Here is a 14,181-nt window from a genome sequence, read left to right on the forward strand (position 1 = left end):
CCATGACGTTCGTGGAGGAATCTCTGCCTGCCACGGCCCGGCGACCCGCCGAAGCTTCGTGAATTTCGGCTCAGGTGTTGACCGAGTCCGATCTCTTGCTGCGGTACGTTTTAGTCGAGTTTGAGTTTACAAACATCAGCAAACTGGTCCTTCAGGATGAGGGAAGCAGTTTTGTACTGGGTTGTCTCCAACTGCTTCTTCAGGGCGATTCCCGCAGCCAGCCAAGCGCCGTCGACGCAGTTGGCCCTATTTTTTGACTTGCATGCAGCTTGTGCTTCTGGCAAAAATTGTGTGGAAATAAAAGCGCCAACCCGCATCGCGTCAATACCTAGAGATTCATAGAGAGTAAGAAGAGATTTGGTTTCTGTGGGCAACTCCGCGCGAAGGGATCCGGAATCAAGTTGGCTCTTAAAAAACTTTGTCAGTGCTTCCAAGTATGCATCGTCAGTGATCTGTTGACTTGGACTTACGTCATCAAGAAGCCGCTTGTTGAGCAAGGCACGATCTGGCTCGCTGCTATTCTTCAAAAGCAAGGGGAAAAATTGGCTCTGCCGCAGAAATGACAATGCCGAAGAGGCGATCCATGGCGCTTTCTCCCCTGTGTTGACTTCGGTGAAGCCCGCTGCAATCTTAGATTCAGCGCGTTCGAAAGACAAATAATCTACGAACTCGCCGTAGCGCGGCGAGCGCGTGATCCTGGCGATCACTTCAATCTGGGCATCGGTCAAGCCATTTTGGATGGCAGCCTCCTCGAGCCGGGGGCTGACTGTGAAATTCGTGAGAGCGTCCGGATCAGGTGAACTTAGGTCTTTCAATAGTGCCTCTGCAAATGCATCAAATCGCGGATCGCGGATCGGTTCCCGAAAGTTGACGCATTTGTTCAACAGCAGTGTCCGACTGGCAAGTTCACGAGCCTCTTGCAGATGATGGATGCGGTGTTCAATTTGATCTCGGGCCTGCGGCGAACCCCGGATGACATCCCGCAGGAACAGCGAAACTTCTTGCGCGTCGCTGGTTGAACAAAGGACCATAAGAAACACAGTTGCTGTTTGGCAAAGAAATCGAGGCAGAAATGTTTGCATGCGCGTTGCTCACCCTAAGTAGAAGCGCACTATACGCATCCGACGCGATTGGCTGAGCACCTTACCGAGATAAATTGGGCGCCGGTGATGAGGAGCTGCTATTGGCCGATGGCGGTCTTCGGCGTCGCGCCGCCACGACGGGCGCCAGCGGACGCCGCAATTTAGCCGCTAAATTCCAAAGTTAATGCGATAAAACCCTAGGGATCGTCTGCAGAACGTGATCTGCGATCGCAGTTGAACGAATCTGGTGGTGTCGGCGAGGCCAAACGTCACGATCGAGCAGACACAGCATCGATTTGCTGCACGGCGCAGTCGCTGCGCAGATCTGGCGAGCCCGATTCGGGCCTCGCGGACGCACTCACCCCACGACTCCCATCAGTCGCCGCCGCGCCATCCGCAGATTAGATAGCGCGAAGAGCATGACGATCTGCGCCGTGTTCTTCGCCAGCCCGCGGTAGCGCATCTTCGTGAACCCGAACTGCTGCTTGATCACGCGGAACGGATGCCCGACCTTCGCCCGGATGCTGGCCTTCATTTTCTCCACCCGCTCGGCCACGAACTCGGGCTCGATGAATGGGTTGGTCGTCTCGTCGGGCAGGCGGCTCACGTCGTCACCCGGACCAGCAAACTCTCGATACAGGGGCACATCGTGCAGCACCTCTTCCATGGCAGGATCGCTCAGTCCGAACCATTGCTGCAGATAGTGACTGCGCAGCATTGTCTCGATGGCAAAGGGCGGACGGCCCGTCTTGGCCCGCGGGCTGTGCGGCTCGACGATTTGCACCAGCGCACCCCACGGAACCACCCGATCCATCTCATCGAGGAACTCACGCTTGCGCGTCTTCTTCGTCAACAGGTTCAAGCCCAGGCCGAGCTGATTCGGGGGAGTTCTGCGTTTGGCAAACACGGGATCAGGTCATGCACATAACGCGCTGGCTTTGGAGACCTTCTTTATTCCTCATGCCAGGTGATGCATTCGGGCTTCGCGCCATCGTTCACATAAAAGTAGGCGATAGCCTGGTAGCACTGTTCAACACCAATGCACCATGACAGCGGGTACTCGTCAACCTGTCCGCTACTCAACACAAAATTCCCAACCCCGAGTCGGTCAAGCTCACCGCATGATCTGAAGCCGCTGTCACCTGATTCTCGAAGGTACATCAGCCAAGCGTTCTGACCATTCCGCAGCATGCACATAGACGGGCCGCCTGTCACCGACACCCATAACTCGAACTGTGGAACGGCGTTGATCAAGTTGAGTTCCACACCAAGTTGTTCAAGTGAGGCCGCGCCCAGCGAGCGGCCATTGAGCGTGATTTCGATCACCTTAGGTTCCTATGCTTTTAAGCATGATAGGTCGCCCGGCGTTTTGCAGGCCCTCCCTAGCAGGCTGCTGAAGTACCAAGCGCGCCGAAGTCATCCTGCGCACTGACGACGGCGGTTGTGGGGTTTCGACGTTCCGGGGGTGCGCTTTCCTCGCTGTTTTCCCCGCTTCGACGCTCGTTTGGGGCGCTCTCTGACCCTCTACGGGGTCAGCGGACGGACTTCTGCCAGGGTCCGCATACGCACCAAGTTGTAGGCGGCCATCGTCAGCACGAACAGTTGGTCGACCTTCTTCATGCCGCGTACCATCACCTGCCGGATGGGGCCAACGAACTTGGCCCAGCCGAAGCCTTGCTCGATGAGCTTTCGCTTGCGTTGCGAGATCGCATAGCCCTCGCTCTGGGCGATCTCGTCGGCTACCGCCGAGCGTCGTCCCGATTTGTTCTGTGCCACATGCGGCGTGACCTTCATTTGCTTGAGTGCCTCGATGAACTCAACCGCGTCATAGCCCTTGTCGGCGCCGAGCGTGACCTCGGTATCCGCACTTGGCGTGGCCTGACGAGCGTCCCTGATCATGACCTTAGCCGCCTCGCGTTCGGCAAAGCCGTCGGCCGACGTGACCATCGCGTTGACAACCAGACCGTGACGGTTATCGGTGAGCGTGTGCCCCATGTAGCGCAGCTCGCTGGCCGTCTTGCCCTTGCGGTACAGCTTTGAATCGGGATCGGTCTTCGACTCGTGCGTCTCGTTGCTGCGCCGCTGTCCCTTGAAGTCCCCACCACTGCCGGTATCGTCGTCACCACCCTTTCGCACGAAGCTCTTGTGTCCGGCCCAGGCCTGGATCAGCGTGCCGTCGACGCTGAAGTGTTCACCCGACAACAAGTCCCTGGTCTCGGCCGTCTCCAGCACTTCGTTGAAGAACGCGACCACCGCATCGTGTTCGATCAGGCGCTGGCGATTCTTGCTGAACACCGTCGGCACCCACACCGGGTCATCCATCGCCAGGCCGATGAACCAGCGAAGCAGCATGTTGTATTGCGTCTGCTCCATGAGTTGGCGCTCCGAGCGGATGCTGAACAGGATTTGCAGCAGCATGGCTCGCAGCAGCTTCTCCGGCGCGATGCTTGGGCGTCCGCCCTTGACGTCAGCCTCGTACATCCGAGAGAACAACGCGTCCATCTTGGCCAACGCCTCATTGACCATCACCCGGATGCGGCGCAGCGGGTGATCGGCGGGAACAAAATCGTCCAGCCGTCGCATGGTGAACAAGCCTTCGGTGAATGAGTCTGGGCCGCGCATCGGGTTGGGCTGTTGTGGGGCTACAAAAACAACGCGCAAGCAATCTTCATGCGGGGCTGACGGGCTAGATATTTCAGCAGCCTGCTAGGAATTCCATCTTTGGTGAAACAGCGGTTCCATCCCCAATGATTGACCCGTGCGGAACGGGTTTACTCCAAAGGGATGAGAGTTCCGCGCCCCGTGAATCTCGACACCTACCCCGGCGGGTATGTGATGGACTCGAGGCCAGGGTTCTACGACTCCGTCGTGGTCCTGGACTACAAGAGCCTCCATCCCTCGATCGTCCGAACCTTCCTTGTCGATCCGGTGGGCTTCGTCGAGGGCTCGAACGCCGGCGACCCGGCCATGCAGGCATCGGCGTTTCCTTCAAGGCAGGCATACATTTGCCAACGTCGAACGGCCCGCTTGCTTGCAAGTCGCATGTCGTTGCGCCTTTCCGGGCGATGCGTCCCAGGCGGCACCAGAAAGTCGCCAAACGTTGCACTGGATGAGTGCGGCGAATAGATGGGTGCACCGACGCCTTGCGTTCGACGGTGTGTAGCCCCTTGGAAACGGCCCCAAAGTCTGGCACGGCGTTTGCATAAGAGAGCTAAGGGAAGCGACGTTCAGTTGCTCACCGAAGGGTCGCTAGGGTTCCGGTTGCACGCGCGGTGCAATGTCTGGTCCGAGAGCAACCGGCCTCAGGCGCGCACGACCGCGTCCAGGCTCCACGGCGGGACAAAAGCCCGGGAGGTTCACTTCGTTGCGAGGTGGCTTCCCAGCCTTTTGCTATTCGCTTTTTGGAGCCGAAACATGTCTGGAATCTCTTTTGCACGCCTTTCGCGGCGTTGGTATCGGCGCGCTTGCGCCTGCTTCCTGGGTGCCGTGCTGCTGGCCAGCGGCCTGGGCGCATCAAAGCCTGCAATGGCCGAGGTCAAGGTCGGTGTGTCCGACTGGCCGGGTTGGGTGGCCTGGTACGTGGCCGAGCAGAAAGGCTTCTTCAAGAAGCAGGGCGCAGACGTCAAGCTCGTCTGGTTCGCGAACTACACCGACTCCATCGCCGCGCTTTCCTCCGGCCAGCTCGACGCCAATTCGCAGACCTGGTCCGACACGCTCGGGCCGCTGGCCAAGGGCCTGCCGCTGAAGGCCGTGCTGGTCAACGACAACTCCGCCGGCAACGACGCGCTGGTGGTGAGCGCGAAGATCAAGTCCTTCGCCGACCTCAAGGGCAAGACCGTGGCGCTGGAGCAGTACAGCGTCTCGCATTTCGTGCTGGCCACCGCGCTCGAGCGGAACGGGCTCAAGCCCTCCGACGTCAAGATCACCAACCTGTCCGCCGGTGATGCGGCAGCCGCCTTCATGACCGGGCGCGTCGATGCCGCCGTCGTGTGGAATCCGTGGATCGACCAGATCACGCGCAGCGGCAAGGGTCGCGCGCTGTTCACGTCGAAGGACATGCCAGGCCTGATTCCGGACCTGCTGGTGGCGCAGGAGAAGGCCATCCAAGGCAAGCGCCGCGATCTGGTCGGCATGATCCGCGCCTGGTTCGACACCGAGCGCTTCATCCGCGAACATCCCCAGGAAGCGGCTGCGATCATGGCCAAGGTGGTCAGCATGAAGCCGGACGACTACAAGGTCTTCCTGCCGGGTACCCGCTTCTTCGACGCCGCCACCAACAAGCTCGCGCTCGACGCGACGCAAGCCGCTTCGCTGCAGGCGGTGACGCCCACCATTGCCGCCTTCCTCCTCGAGCACAAGCTGATCGACGGCAAGCCCGACGCGGTGCGCGGCGTGGATGCCAGCCTGCTGGCCGATGCGCTGAAGTGAGGCGGTCATGAGCGAGAACACCGGCCTTTCGTCCGGGGCGGCGCCGTTGCCGCCATCCCTGCGCGTGTTGCGCCAGCCCTGGTGGGGCTTGCGCAGCGCCATCCCGATGCGCCGCACCGCCGTGCTGGTGGGTCTGGGCCTGCTATTGCCGCTGCTGGCCTGGGCCCTGCTCGCGGCCAGTGGCTGGGTCGAGCCTGTCTTCATGCCCGGTCCCTGGCAGGTGCTCCAGCGGCTGCACGACTGGTACGTCGACGATGCATTGCTGGGCGACATCGGCATCAGCACCCTGCGCGTGGTCGTGGGATGGGCGCTGTCGGCGCTGTTCGCGTTGCCCATCGGCCTGGCGATCGGCAGCTTTCGCAGCGTGCAGGCGCTGCTGGAGCCGCTGACCGATTTCATCCGCTACATGCCGGCGGTGGCCTTCATTCCGCTGGTGATGGTGTGGGTCGGCATCGATGAAGGCGCCAAGGTCGCGATCATCTTCATCGGCACCTTCTTCCAGATGGTGCTGATGGTGGCCGAGGACGTGCGGCGCGTGCCCATGGCGCAGATCGAGGCCGCACAGACCATGGGCGCCAGCCGCCGTGAGGTGATCGGCCTCGTCATCGTTCCCGCCGCGAAGCCGGCGCTGCTCGATACCCTGCGCGTCACCATGGGCTGGGCCTGGACCTACCTCGTGGTGGCCGAGCTGGTGGCAGCCAGCTCGGGCCTGGGCTTCTCGATCCTGAAGGCGCAGCGCTTCCTGCAGACCGACAAGATCTTCGCCGGCATCCTGCTGATTGGGCTGATCGGACTGGCCATCGACCAGTCGATGCGCTGGGCGCACCGGCGCGCGTTTCCTTATCTGCACGCGAGGCGCTGAGCCATGGATACGACATCCACTCCCGGGCTGCCCAAGCTGCGCGTTCGCGGCGTATGGAAATTCTTCGGCACCGACACCACGCGCTCCGCAGCGCTGCAGGACGTTCACCTCGACATCGCCGACAACGAGTTCGTCACGCTCGTGGGCGCCTCGGGCTGCGGCAAGTCGACGCTGCTGCGCGCCCTCGCGGGCCTGGAGCCGCACAGCGCCGGCGAGATGCTGTGCGACGGCGCGCCGATCGAAGGCCCTGGTCCACAGCGTGCCATGGTGTTCCAGCACTACAGCCTCTACCCCTGGCTCACGGTGATCGAGAACATAAAGTTCTGCCGCCGGCTGCAGGTGCATACCCGCGAGCGCACCAGCGCCGACGTGGAAGCCGCCTCCGGCCGCGCCGATGCGCTGCTGCGCCTCATGGGCCTGTGCCACGTCGAGAACGCCTACCCCGGCCAGCTCTCGGGCGGCATGCAGCAACGCGTGGCCATCGCGCGGGCGCTGATGGGCAGGCCACAGATCCTGCTGATGGACGAACCCTTCGGCGCACTTGACGCGCAGACCCGCGAGGTGATGCACGACCTGATTCTGCATGTGCACCGGCTGGAGCGCAGCACCATCGTCTTCGTCACGCATGACGTGGAGGAGGCGATCTACCTCGGCCAGCGCGTGGTGCTGATGGCGCCGCGCCCGGGACGCATCGACACCGTCTACCCGGTGCCGTTGCCCGACCTGCGCACGCAGGACATGAAGCTCGAGCCCGAATTCCTGAACCTCAAGCGCGAGGTGCTGACACGCATCCGCGCGACCTCCGGCATGCAGACCGACTTCGAGCTGCTCGAAAAACTCTCGCATGCCGCTTCCACCGACCTTGCGCCCGAACCGGGCGGCTCTTCTTCATGAATGAAACGGAGACCTCGATGTCCGATCTTGAAAACGTCCCCACGTCCGATTTGACCGTGCATGCCAGCGTCGACGCCGTGCCCCACTGGCGCAGCTTTGCCGCCAACCTGCCGGCCGACCGCGTGCTCTGGAGCGAAGTGCTGCCCGGCGGCGGCCACTGGAGCTGGCGTGTGTCGCGCGGCACCGCGCTGCGCTTCGTCGCGATGGGCGAGCGTGCCAACTGTGCTGTGCTGCTCTATGCCGCGCACGACCGGCTCGAACGCTACAGCATGCCCGACACCTGCAAGGCGCTGCACACCGCGCACTTCACGCGCGGCCATGTGCTGATGAGCGACATGGGGCGCGCGATGGCGTCGATCACGCACGACACGCTGGGCTGGCACGACCCCTTCGGTGGCCTGCTCGATGCGCAGCGGCTGTGCGAGAAGCACGGCGAGCAGCGCTACGAGACGCACCGCAACGCGATGTACCGAGCAGGTCGCGAGGGCCTGCTGATCGAGATCGGCAAGTACGGCCTGGGCACGCGAGACCTGATCACGCCCGTCAACCTGTTCAGCCAGGTCGCGGTCGATGCCGAGGGCCGCTTCGGCTTCAACGCCGGCCAGCGCGTCGAGGGCCATGCGGTCGAGCTGCGCTGCGAGATGGATGTGATCGTTGCCGTGTCCACCGCGCCGCATCCGCTCGACCCTCGCCTGGGCTACGCGCCGGGCCAGGTTGGCGTCGCTGCCTGGCGCTCCGGTCCCGCGCCGGCCGACGACTTCTGCCGCGACTTTCGCCCCGAGTGCGCGCGTGCGCTGCACAACGCGGATGTCTTCGCGCTCTCCTGAACCTTTTCAGCCCCTGCAGCCCCATGACCACCACCGCTTCCATCCCTTCATCCGCCCAGCGCCTGCAAGAAAGCGCGCTCGATCCGGCCCGCGCCGTGCTGCGCCATCGCCAGCCCGCCGGCGAACCCTGGCTCGGAGAAATCCGCGCCGGCCAGACCGTGCGCATCGTCGACCTGGAAGGCAACCAGGCGGCCGACGTACTGTTCTACAACCGCCACGACGTGGCCGAGCACTACAGCGCCAGCGACACGCTGCTGCGTCAGGGCGGCATCTACCTCACGACCGGCTCGGTGCTGGTGTCCAGCGAAGGCCGGCCGATGCTGACCGTCGTGGCCGACACCTGCGGCCGGCACGATACGCTGGGCGGCGCCTGCGCGGCCGAGAGCAACACGGTGCGCTACGCGTTGCAGAAGAAATTCATGCACTCCTGCCGCGACAACTTCCTGACCGCGTTGATCCATGCCGACATCGGCCTGGGCAAGCGCGACCTTGTGCCCAACGTCAATTTCTTCATGAACGTGCCGGTCACGTCCGACGGTGAGCTGCGGTTCGCCGACGGCGTTTCCGGTCCCGGCAAGTACGTGGAGATGCGCGCGGAGATGGATGTCTGGATGCTGGTGTCCAACTGCCCGCAGCTCAACAACCCGTGCAACGCCTACAACCCGACGGCGGTGGAATTCATCGTGTGGGATCGGGCAGACGTCGCTGCCTGACTGACCCTCCTGACCCTTTTCACCGCGCCGCCAGGCGCCGCTGCGGGACGACCCGCAGTGCCCGTGTTCCGCGGCAGGACGACCTGCCACGACGGAATCCGTCCCATGTCTTCGTCATCCGTTTCCATCCCGGGCGCAGCCGCCGCTGCGGCCCGCTTCGACACCGTCCTCGTCGCCAATCGCGGCGCCATCGCCTGCCGCATCATCCGCACCCTGCGCGCGCTGGGCCTGCGCTCGGTGGCTGTGTACTCGGAGGCCGATGCCGATTCGGCCCACGTGGCACAGGCCGACCTGGCCGTCTGCATCGGGCCCGCGCCAGCGGCGCAGAGCTATCTCGATGCAGAGCGCATCCTCGCCGTTGCGAAGGAAACCGGCGCCGGCGCCATCCATCCCGGTTACGGCTTTCTGTCCGAGAACGCTGGCTTCGCGCAGGCCTGCGAGGACGCCGGCATCGCCTTCATCGGCCCGACACCCGAGCAGATGCGTGCCTTCGGCCTGAAGCACACGGCCCGCGCATTGGCCGAGGCGCACGGCGTGCCGCTCCTGCCCGGAAGCGGCCTGCTCGACGACCTGGCAGCCGCGCGCACGGCGGCGGCGCGCATCGGCTATCCCGTCATGCTCAAGAGCACGGCAGGTGGCGGCGGCATCGGCATGCGGCTGGTTCGCAGCGAAGCCGAGTTGGCTCCCGCCTTCGAGGCGGTGGCGCGCCTGGCGCGCGCGAACTTCAAGGACGCGGGCCTGTTTCTGGAGAAGTTCGTCGAACGCGCGCGCCATGTGGAGGTGCAACTGTTCGGTAACGGCCACGGCGATGTGGTCGCACTCGGCGAGCGTGATTGCTCGGCCCAGCGCCGCAACCAGAAGGTCATCGAGGAAACGCCGGCGCCCGGGCTCGACGCGGCCACGCGCACGCAACTGCTCGAAACAGCCGGGCGGCTCGGCCGCGCCGTCGGCTATCGCTCGGCCGGCACGGTGGAGTTCGTGCTCGATGCCGACAGCGGCGCCTTCTACTTTCTGGAGGTCAACACGCGCCTGCAGGTGGAGCATGGCGTGACCGAGCAGGTCACGGGCATCGACCTCGTCGCATGGATGGTGCGGCTGGCGCGCGGCGACGATTTCAAACTCGCGGCGCCGGTGCCGCGCGGCGCGTCGATCCAGGTGCGGCTCTATGCCGAGGACCCGGCGCGCAATTTCCAGCCCAGCGCCGGCCTTCTGACCGAGGTGCGTTTTCCGCCCGGCGTCCGTGTCGAGACCTGGGTCGGCGCAGGCAGCGAGGTGCCGTCGCACTACGACCCGATGATCGCCAAGCTGATCGTCACTGGCACGGACCGCGCGGACGCCGTGGCGCAACTGCAGGCCGCCTTGCTGGCCACCCGCCTTGCCGGCATCGAGACCAACTTGCGGTATCTGCGTGCGGTGGTGGCGACGGACGACTTCGTGCAGGGCCGCATCGTGACCCGCTCGCTGGCGGATTTTGATCATCGGCCGAACGCCGTGGAGGTCCTGGAGCCTGGCGTGCAGACCTCGGTGCAGGACTGGCCCGGCCGCACCGGCTACTGGGATGTCGGCGTGCCGCCATCGGGCCCGATGGACGACCTGGCGTTCCGGCTTGCCAACCGGCTCGTCGGCAACTCCGAAGGCGCTGCCGCGCTCGAATGCACGCTGGGCGGGCCCGCGCTGCGTTTTCACAGCGACGCGGTCATCGCGCTGTGCGGTGCGCCGATGCCGGCCGTGCTCGACGGCATGGCGCTGGCGCCCTGGGCCTCGCACCGGGTCACGGCCGGCAGCATCCTGCGGCTAGGCGCGATCGAGGTTTCGTCGTCGCAAGGCGGCGGCAGCCGCGCCTATCTGGCAGTGCGCGGCGGCATCGACGTGCCGCGTTATCTCGGCAGTCGCGCCACCTTCACGCTGGGCCAGTTCGGCGGCCACGCGGGGCGCACACTGCGTGCCTCGGACATGTTGCACATCGGCGATGAGATGGCCGGCGATCCGGTGGCTGCGCTGTCGCCGCAAGCCATCCCCGTTCATGCCGGAGGCCGTCGCGCCTGGGATATCGCAGTGCTCTATGGCCCGCACGGTGCACCGGACTTCTTCACCGACGGCGACATCGACACCTTCTTCGCCACCGACTGGGAGGTTCACTACAACTCCAGCCGCACCGGCGTGCGCCTGATCGGCCCGAAGCCCGTGTGGGCGCGCCGCGACGGCGGCGAGGCGGGCCTGCACCCCTCCAACATCCACGACAACGCCTACGCCGTCGGCGCCATCGACTTCACCGGGGACATGCCAGTGATCCTCGGACCGGACGGCCCCAGCCTCGGCGGCTTCGTCTGTCCGGCGGTGGTGGTCGCGGCGGAGCGCTGGAAGCTGGGCCAGCTGCGCGCCGGCGACGCGGTGCGTTTTCGCTGCGTCACGCAGGATGAGGCGGCCCGGTTGCTGGCGGCGCAGGATCGTTGGGTGGATGCGCTCTCGGGGCCGGAGCCGGCCCTGCACACGACGATCGGGCTGCCGCCGAAGGCGCGCGAACTGGGCTCGCCGATCCTGAGAGAACGCGCTGCCGAGGCCGGTCGCCCCGCACTGGTCATGCGCCAGGCCGGCGACCGGTACGTGCTCGTGGAGCTGGGCGAGCCGCAGCTGGACATCGCTCTGCGCATGCGCATCCATGGGCTGCATGCCGCGCTGCAGGCACGCGCGCTCGATGGCGTGGTCGACCTCACGCCCGGCATCCGTTCGCTGCAGGTGCACTTCGATCCGCGTCGGCTCTCGCGCGCCGCGCTGCTCGATGCGATCGCCGCCGCGGACGATTCGCTCGGCGACACCGACGACCTCGTCGTACCTTCGCGCACCGTGCATCTGCCGCTCTCGTGGGACGATAGCGCCACGCGGCTGGCCATCGAGAAATACATGCAGTCGGTGCGGCCGGATGCACCCTGGTGCCCGAGCAACATCGAGTTCATCCGCCGCATCAACGGCCTCGCCACGCTCGAGGACGTTCAGCGCATCGTCTTCGATGCGAGCTACCTGGTGCTGGGACTGGGCGACGTGTACCTGGGCGCGCCGGTGGCCACACCGCTAGATCCGCGCCACCGGCTGGTCACGACCAAGTACAACCCCGCGCGCACCTGGACGCCCGAGAACGCGGTGGGCATTGGCGGTGCCTACATGTGCGTCTATGGCATGGAAGGCCCAGGCGGCTATCAGTTCGTCGGCCGCACGCTGCAGATGTGGAACCGCTGGCGCGACGCGCAAAGCGGCGCGGCCGACTTCGAGGCCGGCAAGCCCTGGTTGCTGCGTTTCTTCGACCGCATCCGCTTCTATCCCGTGAGCGAGAGCGAACTGCTGCAGATCCGCCGTGACGCGCCAGCGGGACGCTATCCGCTGCGCATCGAGGAGGGCCGCTTCGGCATGCGCGAGTACCGCGGCTTTCTCGATGCGCATGCAACGGAGATTGCCACCTTCCGGGAGTGCCAGCGCAACGCCTTTGCCGGCGAGCGCGAGCGCTGGCGCGCGCTTGGGCAGGCCGAGCATGTGGACGAGTCCCCGCTGTCGGCATCCGCTACGCCGGACGCCGAAGACCTGCCAGGCGGCGCCTCTGTCGTGCGCGCCCAGGTGCCCGGCAGCGTGTGGCGGGTGCTGGTCGAAGAGGGCGATGCGGTCGCCGAGGGCGACACGCTGGTGGTGGTCGAGTCCATGAAGATGGAATTCGCAGTGACGGCCCCGTGCGCCGGACGTGTCTGGCGCATCGCCTGCCGTGAAGGCGCGGCGGTCGGCGCAGGGCAGGAGGTGGCCATCGTGGTGCCTGCTACGGAGGCCATCGGAACGACCTGATGCACCTATCCATTCCGAGTTCTTTTCTTCCCTTCTTCTCTTTACATTGCTCACGAGGCCTGCTCATGCCCAACCCCGCATCCCGCGTTCGTTCGTTTCATCTGCTGACCGCCTGCATGGCGCTCGCCGCTGCCGCGCAAGCCGGTGCGCAGGAAGCGCCACCCGCCGACAAGCCGAGTTCACCCTACACGCTGACGGCGCACATCGACCTGGTGTCGCGCTACGTGCTGCGCGGCGCCACCTCCACCTACGGCAACAGCACACCGCTGGGCAATGCCGGGGCCGATGCGCCCGAGTCTTCCAGGGGCGCGATGCAGTGGGGCGTGGATTGGGTACACGAGAGCGGCTGGAGCCTCGGCTACTGGGCATCGACGGTCAACTACTCCTACCGGCAACTCGGCCGTTCGTACGGCGACCGCAGCATCACGGCCTTCCAGAGAGGCAAGTCGATCGAGAACGACTTCTACGGCGCGTACAGCGGCAAGATCGTCGGCGACCTCGGCTACACCCTGGGGCTGACCGGCTACTACTACGTCAACGGCAAGAATGCCAATGCGCTGGAAACCAAGCTCGGACTGAGCTACGGCCCCGTGAGCTTCAATGCGCAGACCTTGCTCGACGACGTGGTCTGGGGCAACAAGGGCGACACCTACTGGACGCTGGTCTACACCGCGCCGCTGCCGCACGACATCACCTTCACCGCCACGCTGGGTGCCTACACCTACAGGAAGGAGGGCAAGTACCTGGGGACCACGGACACGCTCAACGGCGCGTCCTGCGGGCCGCAGGCAGCCTTCGTGGTCAACGGCTGCTACGCCGGCAACACGCCTGTGGGCAGCGCCTTTCGGCACCTGACCCTGGCACTGTCGGCGCCGATTCCCGGCACGCCGCTCACCGCTTCGGCGCAATGGATCGTCGGTGGAGACAACCGCTTCGGCGTGCGTCAGAAGAACCAGTGGCTCGCGTCGATCGCCTATGGGTTCTAGAAGCTCGGCGTCAGATCCATGAGCGATGCGGCCCGGCAGTAGAGGAACTCATCGAAGCCGGTCAACTGCATGTGGCGGACAACGCGAAGCCCTGCGGCCTGGTGCGCGTGGCTGCAGCAACCAGCTTCTTCGGTTTCTTCCAGATGGAGTGGGTGGAGAAGTTTCTGGCCACGCATCCGCTTGTGCGACTCGACTTCGTGCTCAGTGATCTCCTGGTCGATCTGATTGCCGAGCGCATCGATGTCGCATTTCGAGGTGGACCCTTGCAAGACTCCAGTCACGTGATCCGGCAAATCTTCGCGAGCCACGGCGAACTGATCGCCAGTCCTTCCTGCCTGGCGGCGCATGGCATGCCCACCGACCTGGAAGAACTGCGCGAGCATGAGTGCGTGGTGCCGCCGCAGTACACGTGGGCCGGTCACGGGCTGAGCGTTGTCTATCCCAGTCGCCAGCGGCGCCCGCTGGCGGTCACAGCGTTCGCCGACATGGCCGTGGAGAAGCTTACTCATCAGGATTGCGTACCAGCATCCAGTGCATAGCCTTCAGAGGCTACGCGCACGCATT

The 14,181-nt window shown here is 64.7% G+C and carries 12 protein-coding genes, 1 pseudogene and 1 riboswitch; of the genes and pseudogenes, 9 read left to right on the forward strand and 4 right to left on the reverse strand.

The window, feature by feature from the left end; all coding sequences use genetic code 11:
- Positions 1–110: 110 nt before the first annotated feature.
- The 4 genes from ACWV14_RS32975 to ACWV14_RS32990 all read right to left on the reverse strand — a co-directional run bounded on the left by ACWV14_RS32975 (position 111) and on the right by ACWV14_RS32990 (position 3,704).
- Entirely contained in the window at positions 111–1,082 is a 972-nt protein-coding gene (locus ACWV14_RS32975; RefSeq protein ID WP_454908025.1) for a hypothetical protein, read from the reverse strand.
- A 358-nt stretch (positions 1,083–1,440) separates the two neighbouring features.
- On the reverse strand, positions 1,441–1,989 hold the full coding sequence (locus ACWV14_RS32980; RefSeq protein ID WP_454908026.1) for a transposase: 549 nt from the start codon (positions 1,987–1,989) through the stop codon (positions 1,441–1,443).
- 44 nt (positions 1,990–2,033) lie between these two features.
- The gene (locus tag ACWV14_RS32985; RefSeq protein WP_454908027.1) at positions 2,034–2,408 is read right to left on the reverse strand and encodes a hypothetical protein; all 375 of its coding nucleotides are present in this window, start codon (positions 2,406–2,408) and stop codon (positions 2,034–2,036) included.
- Positions 2,409–2,606: 198 nt separating this feature from the next.
- Positions 2,607–3,704: an IS5 family transposase gene (locus ACWV14_RS32990; protein WP_454908028.1), complete on the reverse strand. Its 1,098-nt coding sequence runs from the start codon at positions 3,702–3,704 to the stop codon at positions 2,607–2,609.
- A 198-nt stretch (positions 3,705–3,902) separates the two neighbouring features.
- On the opposite strand from ACWV14_RS32990, the pseudogene ACWV14_RS32995 reads away from it, so the two are divergent.
- The 9 genes and pseudogenes from ACWV14_RS32995 to ACWV14_RS33035 form a co-directional block, all read left to right on the forward strand.
- Positions 3,903–4,043: pseudogene (locus ACWV14_RS32995) on the forward strand (DNA polymerase domain-containing protein); the annotation flags it as partial.
- A 277-nt stretch (positions 4,044–4,320) separates the two neighbouring features.
- Positions 4,321–4,438: riboswitch (guanidine-I (ykkC/yxkD leader) on the forward strand.
- A 58-nt stretch (positions 4,439–4,496) separates the two neighbouring features.
- Positions 4,497–5,510 (forward strand): ABC transporter substrate-binding protein, encoded by a 1,014-nt coding sequence (locus ACWV14_RS33000; RefSeq protein WP_454908029.1) that lies wholly within the window; start codon positions 4,497–4,499, stop codon positions 5,508–5,510.
- Positions 5,511–5,517: 7 nt separating this feature from the next.
- On the forward strand, positions 5,518–6,372 hold the full coding sequence (locus tag ACWV14_RS33005; RefSeq protein ID WP_454908030.1) for an ABC transporter permease: 855 nt from the start codon (positions 5,518–5,520) through the stop codon (positions 6,370–6,372).
- Positions 6,373–6,375: 3 nt separating this feature from the next.
- On the forward strand, positions 6,376–7,266 hold the full coding sequence (locus ACWV14_RS33010) for an ABC transporter ATP-binding protein (protein WP_454908031.1): 891 nt from the start codon (positions 6,376–6,378) through the stop codon (positions 7,264–7,266).
- Between the two features lie 17 nt (positions 7,267–7,283).
- Positions 7,284–8,093: an urea amidolyase associated protein UAAP1 gene (locus ACWV14_RS33015; RefSeq protein ID WP_454908032.1), complete on the forward strand. Its 810-nt coding sequence runs from the start codon at positions 7,284–7,286 to the stop codon at positions 8,091–8,093.
- A 23-nt stretch (positions 8,094–8,116) separates the two neighbouring features.
- Complete coding sequence (locus tag ACWV14_RS33020) at positions 8,117–8,806, forward strand: urea amidolyase associated protein UAAP2 (RefSeq protein WP_454908033.1); 690 nt, start codon at positions 8,117–8,119, stop codon at positions 8,804–8,806.
- Positions 8,807–8,911: 105 nt separating this feature from the next.
- The gene (gene uca / locus ACWV14_RS33025) at positions 8,912–12,631 is read left to right on the forward strand and encodes an urea carboxylase (RefSeq protein ID WP_454908034.1); all 3,720 of its coding nucleotides are present in this window, start codon (positions 8,912–8,914) and stop codon (positions 12,629–12,631) included.
- A gap of 65 nt (positions 12,632–12,696) precedes the next feature.
- Entirely contained in the window at positions 12,697–13,617 is a 921-nt protein-coding gene (locus ACWV14_RS33030; protein WP_454908035.1) for a TorF family putative porin, read from the forward strand.
- Positions 13,587–14,156: a LysR substrate-binding domain-containing protein gene (locus ACWV14_RS33035; RefSeq protein WP_454908036.1), complete on the forward strand. Its 570-nt coding sequence runs from the start codon at positions 13,587–13,589 to the stop codon at positions 14,154–14,156. Before ACWV14_RS33030 ends, ACWV14_RS33035 begins: the two co-directional genes overlap by 31 nt.
- The last annotated feature ends 25 nt before the right edge of the window (positions 14,157–14,181 follow it).

The organism is Variovorax durovernensis (assembly GCF_977011995.1).